This is a genomic window from Streptomyces pyxinicus (assembly GCF_024753135.1).
Classification (GTDB): domain Bacteria; phylum Actinomycetota; class Actinomycetes; order Streptomycetales; family Streptomycetaceae; genus Streptomyces; species Streptomyces pyxinicus.
In genome coordinates this window covers 38,724-49,715 of record NZ_JANUGP010000017.1, presented here as the reverse complement: position 1 = coordinate 49,715, position 10,992 = coordinate 38,724, and the positions used below count along the sequence as shown (strand labels likewise).

12 protein-coding genes are annotated in these 10,992 nt (G+C 75.6%); 10 read left to right on the top strand and 2 right to left on the bottom strand.

Features of this window, described 5'->3' with window-relative positions:
* Positions 1–76 precede the first annotated feature (76 nt).
* The 3 genes from NX794_RS21650 to NX794_RS21640 all read left to right on the top strand — a co-directional run bounded on the left by NX794_RS21650 (position 77) and on the right by NX794_RS21640 (position 3,079).
* Positions 77–1,069, top strand: a complete 993-nt coding sequence (locus NX794_RS21650; RefSeq protein ID WP_258780322.1) for a glycosyltransferase family 9 protein — start codon at positions 77–79, stop codon at positions 1,067–1,069.
* Between the two features lie 252 nt (positions 1,070–1,321).
* Positions 1,322–2,584, top strand: coding sequence for an ANTAR domain-containing protein (locus NX794_RS21645; protein WP_258780321.1), 1,263 nt, complete (start codon positions 1,322–1,324; stop codon positions 2,582–2,584).
* 39 nt (positions 2,585–2,623) lie between these two features.
* Positions 2,624–3,079, top strand: a complete 456-nt coding sequence (locus tag NX794_RS21640; RefSeq protein ID WP_258780320.1) for an RpiB/LacA/LacB family sugar-phosphate isomerase — start codon at positions 2,624–2,626, stop codon at positions 3,077–3,079.
* 57 nt (positions 3,080–3,136) lie between these two features.
* On the opposite strand, the gene NX794_RS21635 is transcribed toward NX794_RS21640, so the two are convergent.
* A complete protein-coding gene (locus NX794_RS21635) occupies positions 3,137–3,502 on the bottom strand; it encodes a DUF6479 family protein (protein ID WP_258780319.1) in 366 nt (121 codons plus the stop codon).
* A gap of 155 nt (positions 3,503–3,657) precedes the next feature.
* On the opposite strand from NX794_RS21635, the gene NX794_RS21630 reads away from it, so the two are divergent.
* The 3 genes from NX794_RS21630 (at position 3,658) to NX794_RS21620 (ending at position 6,520) form a co-directional block, all read left to right on the top strand.
* Positions 3,658–4,035 carry a four-helix bundle copper-binding protein gene (locus NX794_RS21630; protein ID WP_258780318.1) on the top strand — a complete coding sequence of 126 codons (378 nt, stop codon included), beginning with the start codon at positions 3,658–3,660 and terminating at the stop codon, positions 4,033–4,035.
* A 47-nt stretch (positions 4,036–4,082) separates the two neighbouring features.
* Positions 4,083–4,931 (top strand): oxygenase MpaB family protein, encoded by an 849-nt coding sequence (locus NX794_RS21625; protein WP_258780316.1) that lies wholly within the window; start codon positions 4,083–4,085, stop codon positions 4,929–4,931.
* A gap of 92 nt (positions 4,932–5,023) precedes the next feature.
* Positions 5,024–6,520: an acyl-CoA synthetase gene (locus tag NX794_RS21620; protein ID WP_258780315.1), complete on the top strand. Its 1,497-nt coding sequence runs from the start codon at positions 5,024–5,026 to the stop codon at positions 6,518–6,520.
* A gap of 6 nt (positions 6,521–6,526) precedes the next feature.
* On the opposite strand, the gene paaK is transcribed toward NX794_RS21620, so the two are convergent.
* Positions 6,527–7,831 (bottom strand): phenylacetate--CoA ligase PaaK, encoded by a 1,305-nt coding sequence (gene paaK / locus NX794_RS21615; RefSeq protein WP_258780313.1) that lies wholly within the window; start codon positions 7,829–7,831, stop codon positions 6,527–6,529.
* A gap of 171 nt (positions 7,832–8,002) precedes the next feature.
* On the opposite strand from paaK, the gene NX794_RS21610 reads away from it, so the two are divergent.
* From NX794_RS21610 to NX794_RS21595, 4 genes are all read left to right on the top strand, one after another.
* A complete protein-coding gene (locus NX794_RS21610) occupies positions 8,003–8,857 on the top strand; it encodes an alpha/beta fold hydrolase (protein ID WP_258780311.1) in 855 nt (284 codons plus the stop codon).
* Between the two features lie 47 nt (positions 8,858–8,904).
* On the top strand, positions 8,905–9,678 hold the full coding sequence (locus NX794_RS21605; RefSeq protein ID WP_258780310.1) for an alpha/beta fold hydrolase: 774 nt from the start codon (positions 8,905–8,907) through the stop codon (positions 9,676–9,678).
* Between the two features lie 32 nt (positions 9,679–9,710).
* Entirely contained in the window at positions 9,711–9,953 is a 243-nt protein-coding gene (locus tag NX794_RS21600) for a DUF397 domain-containing protein (RefSeq protein ID WP_258780309.1), read from the top strand.
* A 120-nt stretch (positions 9,954–10,073) separates the two neighbouring features.
* Positions 10,074–10,976, top strand: a complete 903-nt coding sequence (locus tag NX794_RS21595; RefSeq protein ID WP_258780307.1) for a universal stress protein — start codon at positions 10,074–10,076, stop codon at positions 10,974–10,976.
* Positions 10,977–10,992 lie beyond the last annotated feature (16 nt).

Sequence of the window (10,992 nt, the reverse complement as noted above, 5' to 3'; positions counted from 1 at the left end):
CGTCGTCCCGTGCCCCTCCCGCACCCCGCCCGGCGCGCCCGACCGTGACCCGCGTACCGCTTGGAGGACCGTCCCGGTGACCCGAACCCCGTACCCCCCGACCGTGCTGGTGCTGCGCGCGCTGGGGCTCGGCGACCTGCTGGCCGGGGTGCCCGCGCTGCGCGGGATCCGGCGGGCCTTCCCGGGGCACCGGGTCGTGCTCGCGCTGCCGCCGGGCCTCACCGAACTCGCCCTCGCCACCGGCGCGGTCGACGCCGTGTTCCCGGCCGAGGCACCGGCGCGCGCGGTGCCGTCCCTCACCCACTGGGCCGCGCCCCCGCCCGACATCGCGATCGACCTGCACGGCAATGGCCCCGAGAGCCGCGACGCGCTCGCCGCCCTCAGCCCGCGCCGGCTGCTCGCGCACGCCTGCCCGGACGGGCCGCCATGGCAGGGCCAGGCCAACGAACGGGTCCGCTGGTGCGCCTTCCTCCAGGCCTACGGCATCCCCGCCGACCCCCTCGACGTACGGCTGCCCCGCCCCGGCACGCCGTCCCCGGCGCCCGGCGCGGTCGTCGTGCACCCGGGCGCCGCCTCGGGCTCGCGCCGCTGGCCGGGGGAGCGGTTCGCCGCCGTCGTGCGCTGTCTGCGCGCCACCGGACACCATGTGGTCCTCACCGGCGGCCCCGGCGAGGACGCCCTGGTCCGCGCGGTCGCCGAACGCGGCGGGCAGCCCGTCCGCGACGTCCTCACCGGCGGCCTGCCCCTGGACGAGCTGTCCGCGCTGGTGGCCGGGGCGCGGCTGGTGCTCAGCGGCGACACCGGTCTCGCGCACCTCGCGGTCGCCCACGGCACCCGCAGCGTCACCCTGTTCGGCCCGGTCTCCCCACGCCTGTGGGGCCCGCCGCCGAGCCCCGACCACGTCGCCCTGTGGAAGCCCGGGCCGCCCGGCGACCCGCACGGCCACGCCACCGACGCCCGCCTGCTGCGCATCGGCACCGGCGAGGTCGCCGCCGCCTGCCTCACCCTGCTCCGCCCGGCCCGCGCCGGCACCCGGCGGAGCGGACCGGAGGTGGCCCGTGTCCACTGAGCGGGCCGGGGCCGCGGTCTCCCGTCAGCCCCCGCCGGCGACCCCCGGTCACCCCGGTCACCGTCGCCGTCCTCACCCGTACGGTGCTACGGGCCGCGGCGGCCGGGCGGCGGCCGTCGGCCCTCCGGGCGGCCCGGACGCGGGGACCCGCCGCCGTGGTGCGGTTGAGCGCCGGCCGCGCGGCGTGCAAGGTGGTCCCAGGTCAGGAAGAGGCCGATCGACCTTTCCGTGACGTCCTGTCTGGGTGATGCCATGCAAGCCTCGTCCGACCGCCCCGGCACCCGGGCCTCGCTGGTCATCGAGTCCTCCCTGGTCGAGGGACTGCCGGCGGAGGGCGCCCTGCTGCTGCGCATGACCGGCAGCCTCGACGCGCGCGGCGCCCAGGCCTGGTCGGCGGAGCTGCGCGGTCACCTGGAACACGCCGACCGCGCCGGGCTGCGGCCGGTCCTCGACATGGCCCACGTCCAGCTGGGCGGCGCCGTCGTGCTGCGCGCCCTCAGCGAGACGACCCGCACCCGCGCCGGACGCCCGGACCTGATCATCGTCCGGGCCCGGCCCGGGGTGCGCGAGGCGGTGCACCTCGCCCGGCTCGACGGCGTCCGGCTGTACGCCACCCTGGAGGAGGCCGTGCGGGAACTGGCCCGGGGCGCCGCCCGGGTCGAGGAACTGCCGGCCTGGCGGTCCCAGATCGCCGACCCGCTGCGCCCGTCCTACGAGGACCTGCACAAGGAGGTCCGCGCGCTGCGCGCCCGGGTGCGCACGGCTCCCGTCATCGGGATGGCGCAGGGCACGCTCATGGCCCGCTACGGCCTGCCCGAGCCGGGCAGCGCCTTCCGGGTGCTGCGCGACGCCTCGCAGCGGTTCAACGTGCCGCTGCGCGTCCTGGTCTCCGCCGTGGTGGTCGCCCGGCCCCCGGACGGCCCGGTGTGGTTCCCCGGCCGCCGCCCGCTGCCGGTGCCGCAGCTCAGGGTGCTGGGCCGGCCCGGCCGCGACCCGCGCTACCGGCGGCGGATGGTCGACGCCGTGCTGCACGAGGCCCTGGCCATCGGCCGGGCGCCCGCCGGACACGTGCAGTTCGTCGACGCCGCCGCCAACGCGCTGGTGCTGGAGGCCCACCACGGCTGCCCGGAACCGGTCCTCGACCACCTGGTGCGCGACCGCGACCAAGCCGCCCCCGACACGCTCGCCCGCGTCCGGGGACACCGGACGAGCGTGCCGGACGTGGCCGCCGACGCGCTGCTCTCCGAGGAGTGCCGGCGCGTCCTGCTGACCGCCGGCATGCGGGCCGTGCACAGCGTTCCGGTGCTGTCCTCGGCCGGCTCCTGCACGGGCGTGCTCACGCTGCACTGGACCGAGGCCGGCCACCGCCCGAGCGCCGCGCAGACGGCCGCCCTGGAGGTGCTGGCCGAGGACACGGCGGCCTGGCTGCGCTGGTACCACCGGTCGGTCCTGCTCGACGCCCTCGAACACCTCCACGGAGAACTGACCCGTCCGGCGCGGGCCGAGCGGCCCTGAGCCCTCACGGCCCCGCCCGGCACGGGCTACGCTCCGGCCATGCGGATCTCCGTCTCCTCCGACATGGACGAACCCGTCGCCCGCCTCCTGGTGGCCGAGCTGCGCCGGCGCGGGCACGAGGTGCGCGAGCACGGCGCGCTGCGGCCCGGGGCCGATCCCCAGTGGGCGGTCTGCTCGCACGAGGCGGCCCGGGAGGTCGCCGACGGCGCGGCCGACCAGGCGGTGGTGTGCTGCTGGACCGGCACCGGCGCCTCCATCGCGGCGAACAAGGTGCCGGGTGTCCGCGCCGCCCTGTGCACGGACGCCGCCACCGCGCAGGGGGCCCGGCGCTGGAACGACGCGAACGTGCTGGCGCTCGGCCTGCGCCTGACCTCGGAGCCGGTGCTCCGGGAGATCCTGGACGCCTGGTTCGCCGCCGAGCCCAGCCAGGACCCGGAGGACGTCGCGAACGTCGCCCGCGTCGACCAGTTCGACTCGGGCCGCGAGCGGGCGTAGCGGCACGCCCGCCGACCGGGGGCCGGCAGGCGTGCCGGGGGCGGAGCGGACCCGGTGTCAGTGGGAGCCGAGTCCGCCGCCGCCGAACGAACCGCTTGACCCACGGCTCCAGCGCGGCCGGTCCTTGGACGCGCTCGGCCGGGAGTCCATGTTGGTCAGTTCGTACGGCGTGAGCGGGCGACCGCCCTTGGGGACCTGCGGGACCTCCGCGGATTCCCGGTTCTCCTGCACTTCGCCCACCGGCCCGTCCACGGGCAGCCCGGGCTGCTCGTCGGCGCGCGGCCGGTCGGACTCGCGGTACTTGACGCGGGAGTTCATCCAGAAGCCGCCGGCGAGCAGCGCCAGGACACCCACGGCCACGACGAAGAGCACGAGGCTCATCAGGCCGCTCGCTGCTGCAAGCTGCGTCGATGCGGTAGTCATAGCAGAGGTGTACCCCCTCATACCGGGGCGAACCGGACGCGCTCGGTGGCCGGGCGGCGACGGCCGGCGACCCTCGCCGCGCACCCCGTCTCCCGCCCGGGCTTCCGGACCCGCCCCGCTGGTTTGCGGCCCCCCGGCCCGGCTACCCGCACCCTGTGACACCGTCGGCCTCGCAGCAGCAGCTCTACCGGTTCCTGGAGGACCGCTTCACCTGTGCCCAGGCGTGCGCGGAGTGCGCCCGGTCCTGCGCGGTCCGGGCGAGCCTGGTGGACCCGGGCGCCACCGAGGGCCAGGAGCGGGTGCGCCGGATGGGCATCATGTGCGCCGAGGTGTGCGACGCCACCTGCCGCATGCTCAGCGAGGAGAACCAGCAGGACGAGGAGACCCTGCGGGTCCGCCTGGAGTGGTGCCGCTCGGTCTGCCTGGAATGCGCCCACGCCTTCGACACCCACCCCGGCGCCGAACCGGCCGCCGCGACCTGCCGGGCCTGCGCCGCCGCCTGCGCGGACTTCCTGCGCAGCCTCCTGCACTGACCGACCGGGCCCTTCGCCTCGGGGGGCGAGCCCGCTAGCCTGCGGGCATGGGCGACCCCGGGCTGTTCACCCCGAACTCCGTGACCTGGCACCTGCACGGCGACCCCATGATGTGGATCGCCGGCGTCCGCGCGCTCTACCTCCAGGCCCTGCACCCGCGCGCGGTCCGCGGTGTCCTGCAGAACTCCGACTTCCGGCGCGACGCCTGGGGCCGGCTGCTGCGCACCGCCGACTTCGTGGGCACCACCACCTACGGCACCACCGAGGCCGCCGAGCGCGCCGGAGCCCGGGTCCGGAAGATCCACGGCATGCTGACGGCGGCCGACCCGGACACCGGTGAGCGCTACGGCGTCGGCGAACCCGAGCTGCTGCTGTGGGTGCACTGCGCCGAGATCGACTCCTACCTGCACGTCCTGCGCCGCTCCGGCTTCCCGCTCGACGACGCCGAGGCCGACCGGTACCTCGCCGAACACCGGATCAGCGCCCGTCTGGTGGGTCTCGACCCCGACACCGTCCCGGCCGACCGGGCCGCCATGGCCGCCTACTTCGAGCGGCTGCGGCCCCGGCTCGCCGCCGGACCGGAGGCGCGCGAGGTGGACGACTTCCTGCGCCGCCCGCCGACCCACCCCCTCCTCGTCCCGGCCCGCGCACTGCTGTGGCGGCGGGTGGCGAACCTGGCGTACGCCTCCCTGCCCGACTACGCCCACCGGCTCTACGGCAGACCCGCCCCCGCCCCCGCCGTCGTCACCCGGAGACTGCGGGCCACCGGCACCCTGCTGCGGCTCGTCCCCGCCCAGGTGCGCTGGCAACTGCCGCCCCGGCACATCCTGCGCGCGACGGCCAGGCTCGGCCCGGGAGCCCGTCCCGTACGCCCGCGCGGCCGGCACCGGCCCTGAACGGCTCCTGACACGACGCGGCGACGGCGGTGCCGGAGCAGCTCCGGCGCGGCGCTTGACCGGCGGGTGCCGCGGCCCGAGGATCGGCTGTCATGACGCGCGGACACGGCAGCACGGTCGACGGCATCCTGCGGCGCAGCGCCCGGCGCACCCCGGCGCGCGTCGCGGTCGAGTACGGCACGCGCGCCTGGACCTACGCGGAGCTGGACGACGCCGTCTCCCGCGCCGCCGCGCTGCTGCGCGCCGAGGGACTCGGACCCGGCGACCGGGTCGCCGCCTACGGCCACAACTCCGACGCCTGTCTGATCGCCTTCCTGGCCTGCGCCCGCGCCGGACTGGTCCACGTGCCGGTCAACCAGAGCCTCACCGGCGACGACCTCGCCTACCTCGTCGGCCAGTCGGGCAGCGCGCTGGTCCTCGCCGATCCCGGCCTCGCACCCCGACTCCCCGAGGGTGTACGGGTGTTGCCGCTACGGGACACCGAGGACTCCCTGCTCGGCCGGCTCCCGGACACCCCGCCGTACGACGGTCCCGAGCCCCGCGCCGAGGACCTGGCACAGCTCCTGTACACCTCCGGCACCACCGCCCTGCCCAAGGGCGCGATGATGACCCACCGGGCGCTGGTACACGCCTACCTGAGCGCCATCACCGCCCTGGACCTGAGCGCCGGGGACCGCCCCGTGCACGCGCTGCCGCTGTACCACTCCGCCCAGCTGCACGTCTTCCTGCTGCCCTACCTCGCGGTCGGCGCGACCAACGTCATCCTCGACGCCCCGGACGGCGACCGGCTGCTGGACCTGGTCGAAGCGGGCCGCGCGGACAGCCTGTTCGCGCCGCCCACGGTCTGGATCGGCCTCGCCGCCCGGCCCGACTTCGCCACCCGCGACCTGTCCGGGCTGCGCAAGGCCTACTACGGCGCCTCCGTCATGCCCGTGCCCGTGCTGGAGCGGCTGCGCGAGCGGCTGCCGGGGCTCGCCTTCTACAACTGCTTCGGGCAGAGCGAGATCGGACCGCTCGCCACCGTGCTCGGCCCCGACGAGCACCAGGGCCGGCTCGACTCCTGCGGCCGTACCGTGCTGTTCGTGGACGCCCGGGTGGTCGACGCCGACGGCGCGGACGTCCCCGACGGCACACCGGGTGAGATCGTCTACCGCTCACCGCAGTTGTGCGAGGGCTACTGGGACAAGCCCGAGGAGAGCGCCGAGGCGTTCCGGGACGGCTGGTTCCACTCGGGGGACCTCGCGGTGCGCGACGCCGACGGCTACTTCACGATCGTGGACCGGGTGAAGGACGTCATCAACTCCGGCGGTGTCCTGGTCGCCTCCCGCCAGGTCGAGGACGCCCTCTACACCCACGAGGGCGTGGCCGAGGCCGCCGTGGTCGGGCTGCCCGACGAGCGGTGGATCGAGGCCGTCACCGCGTTCGTCGTCCCGCGCGGCGAGGTGACCGAGGACCGGCTCATCGCGCACGTGAAGGAACGGCTCGCCCCGTTCAAGGCGCCCAAGCGCGTGCACTTCGTGGCCGAACTGCCGCGCAACGCCAGCGGGAAGATCCTCAAGCGCGAGCTGCGGGACCGCTTCGCCGGCTGACCGTCCTCACTCCCGCTCGCGCGGGCGCAGGTCCACGATGCGGCGGATCTTGCCCACCGAGCGCTCCAGCGACTCCGGTGCCACGATCTCCACCGCGACGGACACGCCGATGCCGTCCTTCACCGCGGCCGTGATCGAACGGACCGCCTCCTCGCGCGTCTCCGGTGTCGCGCCCGGGCGGGCCTCGGCCCGGATCGTCAGCGCGTCCAGCCGCCCCTCCCGGGTGAGCCGCAGCTGGAAGTGCGGCGCCACCCCCGGGGTGCGCAGCACGATCTCCTCGACCTGGGTCGGGAACAGGTTGACCCCGCGCAGGATCACCATGTCGTCGCTGCGGCCGGTGACCTTCTCCAGCCGCCGGAACACCCGGGCCGTGCCGGGCAGCAGTCGCGTCAGGTCCCGCGTCCGGTACCGGACGATCGGCATGGCCTCCTTGGTCAGCGAGGTGAACACCAGCTCGCCCCGCTCGCCCTCCGGCAGCACCTCACCCGTGATCGGATCGACCACCTCCGGATAGAAGTGGTCCTCCCACACCGTCAGCCCGTCCTTGGTCTCCACGCACTCCTGGGCCACACCCGGACCGATCACCTCGGACAGCCCGTAGATGTCGACGGCGTCGATCGCGAACCGCTCCTCGATCTCCCGCCGCATCCGCTCGGTCCAGGGCTCCGCCCCGAACACGCCCACCCGCAGCGAGGTGCCGCGCGGATCCACGCCCTGCCGCTCGAACTCGTCCAGCAGCGTCAGCATGTACGACGGCGTCACCATGATGACCGACGGCTCCAGATCCATGATCAGCCGCACCTGCCGGGCCGTCATGCCGCCGGACGCCGGTACGACCGTACAGCCCAGCCGCTCGGCGCCGTAGTGCGCGCCCAGACCGCCGGTGAACAGGCCGTAGCCGTACGCCACGTGCACGACGTCACCGGGCCGGCCCCCGGCCGCCCGGATCGAGCGCGCCACCATGTCGGACCACAGGGAGAGGTCGTGGTCCGTGTAACCGACCACCGTGGGGCTCCCGGTGGTGCCGCTGGAGGCGTGCAGCCGGCGGATCCGCTCGCGGGGCACGGCGAACATCCCGTACGGGTAGTTGTCCCGCAGGTCGGCCTTGGCCGTGAACGGGAAACGGGCCAGGTCCGCCAGCGACCGGCAGTCCTCGGGACGCACCCCGGCCTTGTCGAAGGACTCCCGGTAGAACGGCACGTTCTCGTACGCGTGCCGCAGGGAGGCACGCAGCCGCTCCAGCTGGAGGGCCCGCAGCTCGTCGGGGCCGAGCCGCTCGCCCGCGTCGAGCAGGTCCGTCGCATCCGCCATCGAGACGCCTCCCTCACCGACCGCACATTCCGGACGACCGATCATTCGGTTGATCTGTTCGGGCCAGTAATTCAGGCCATCCGCTCCCGGGGCAAGAGGGCGGCGGCGATTTTCCCCGCCGGCCACGGAACCACCTTGCGTGACCGCCGGGCACCCCCGGATGATCACCGCATGCCCGCCTTCACCACGACCGACGGCACCCGGCTCGCCTACCACCTGCGCGGCACCGGCGAACCCCTCGCCGCCCTGCCCGGCGGCCCCATGCGGGCCTCCGCCTACCTGGGCGACCTCGGCGGCCTCACCACCCACCGCCGGCTGGCCCTCCTCGACCTGCGTGCCACCGGCGACTCGGCCGAGCCCGCGGACCCGGCCACCTGCCGCTGCGACCGGATGGCCGAGGACGTGGAGGCGTGGCGTGCCCACCTGGGCCTGGAGCGGATGGACCTCCTCGCCCACTCCGCCGGCGCCGCCCTCGCCATGCTCTACGCCGCCCGCCACCCGCACCGGATCCGGCGGCTCGTGCTGGTCACCCCCAACCCGCGCGCCCTCGGCCTGCGGACCACCCCGCGCGAGCGGCTGGCGGCGGCCGAACTGCGCCGGGGCGAACCGTGGTTCGCGGACGCCTTCCCCGCCTTCCGGGCCTGGCTCACCGAGGACGCCGCGTTCGACGACGCCATGCTGCCGTTCTTCCACGGCCGCTGGGACGACACCGCCCGGGCGCACACGGACGCCGAACTCGACCAGACCAACGACGCGGCGGCGGAGCACTACTTCGCCGACGGCGCCTTCACCCCGGACACGACCCGGCCCGCCCTCGCCGCCCTCCCCGCGCCCGTCCTCGTGTACGCGGGCGAGGTCGACGGCGGCCCCACCCCCGACCTCGCCCGCCGCACCGCATCGGCCTTCGGCCACGCCGAACTCGCCGTCCAGCCAGGGGCGGCGCACTACCCGTGGCTGGACGACCCGGAGTACTTCCGCGCCCGCGTCCTCGCCTTCCTGGACCGCCCGGTCTCCGCTCTGCCGTGAGCAGAGCGGACCACCGCCGACCGGGCGGCCCGGGTTAGCGTCCGGGCATGGACCCCCACGCACCACGCACCGTGACAGCGGGCGGCGTCACCCAGGCGTACCGCACCTGGGGCCCCGCAGACGCGCCCCCCGTGGTCCTGCTGCACTGCCGGGGCGCCGACGGCGCGGACTGGACGACGATCGCCGAACGGCTCGCCGCGCCACCCCACCCGCGCCGCGTCCACGCCCCGGACCTGCGCGGCCACGGACACAGCGACTGGCCCGGCACGTACCGGGCCGAGACCATGGCCGAGGACGTCCACGCCCTGTCGGCCGCACTCGGGCTCGACCGCGTCGATCTGGTGGGCCACTCGCTGGGCGGCCTCGTCGCCTGCCTTCTCGCTCAGCGGCACCCCACGACCGTACGGCGCCTGGTGCTGGAGGACGTCGGCGTGCCGGTACCGCTCGACCCGCCCCGGCCACCCGCCCGCCGCCCCGACGGGAAACTGCCGTTCGACTGGGCGATGGTGCGGGCCACCGACGCCGAGCGCAACGCGCCCGACCCCCGGTGGCGGGAACGCATGGATCGGATCACCGCACCCACCCTCGTCATCGGCGGCGGACCCACCAGCCTCATCCCCCAGGAGCAGGTAGCACAGCTCGCGCGGCTGATCCCGGACGCCCGCCTGGTGACCGTCGACGCCGGACACCTGGTGCACCGGACCCGCCCCGAGGAGTTCCTCGCCGCGGTGACGGGGTTCCTGGACGGACAAGGGCCCGCCCGGGACCCGAAAGTCCTCCCCACGTGGCCTGTCGGGCACCGGGGGCGGTCGCTAGGCTGAGCCGCGGACGACGAACCGGGAGGAGCACGGACGTGGCCGAGAGCACGATCCAGCAGCAGCCGCTCGCGGGCTGGCACAAGCCGGACCTGGACCTGAGCGCGGCCGAGTGGCAGTCCAGCAGCCGCGGTCTGGGTGATGTCCAGATCGCCTTCGTCGAGGGCTTCATCGCGATGCGCAACAGCGGCAGTCCGCAGAGCCCGTCACTGATCTTCACGCCCGCCGAATGGGGCGCCTTCGTCTCCGGCGCGCGGGAAGGGGAGTTCGACCTGACCTGATCCGGGGGTGTTGCCCGCAGAATCCGGGACACGCGACCCGCAGCGCCCCGTCCGGGCCGACGCCTGGGCGAGGCTGGCCCCAGCACGGGGAGAAGTCGCACTTTCCGGAGGTGAGGAAGCATGAGCACGGCGCCGGTCATCGCCGCGGTAGACGGTTCCGAGGACAGCCTGCGCGCCCTGGACTGGGCCCTGGCCACCGCCACCCGCCGCGGCGCACCCCTCAGGGTGGTGCACGTGCGGCAGTACGCCGCCTGGGGCCAGGCCGACGTCCTGGTCGCCGGACCGCCCGACGCACAGGGAGACCCGGTCCTCGACGAGGTGCGCGCCCGCCTCGCCGGCCGCGCCGACGAGGCGGCCGTGGAGTACGTCGCCCTGGAGGGTGTACCGGGCGCCGCCCTGCCCGAACTCGGCACCGAGGCGGCGCTGTTGGTCCTCGGCTCCCGCGGCCGCGGCGGCTTCGCCAGTCTGCTGCTCGGCTCCAACGGCCTCGCCGTCGCCCGGGACGCCGAGTGCCCCGTGGCCGTCGTACCCGGCCCCGGCCGCGAGGTCCACGGCGACGGACCCGCCGAGCCCGGCGCCCGCGTCGTCGTCGGCCTGCACGTCGACAGCCCCGACGAGGCCGTCCTCGACTTCGCCTTCACCGAGGCCGCCCTGCGCGACGCACGGGTCCAGATCGTCGCCGCCTACCCGTGGCCGCTGCAGACCTGGTCCGCGCCCGGCCAGCTGGTGCCGCCCCCGGTCGACCAGGACGCCGTCGAGACCGAGACCCGGGTCCTCGCCGAGGGCTTCCTCGCCCCGCACCAGGAACGGCACCCGGGCGTGCGCGCCGAGGTCCGGGTGCTGCCCGGCGACGCGGCCGGCCATCTCGTCGCCGCGTCGAAGGACGCCGAACTCGTCGTCGTCGGCCGCCACCGCCGCCGCCTGCTCGCCCCGGCCCGCATGATGGGCTCCGTCACCCAGGCCGTCCTCCTGCACGCCGCGAGCCCCATCGCGGTCGTACCGCCGGCGCCGCCCGAGGAGTGACCCCGGCAACCGCCCG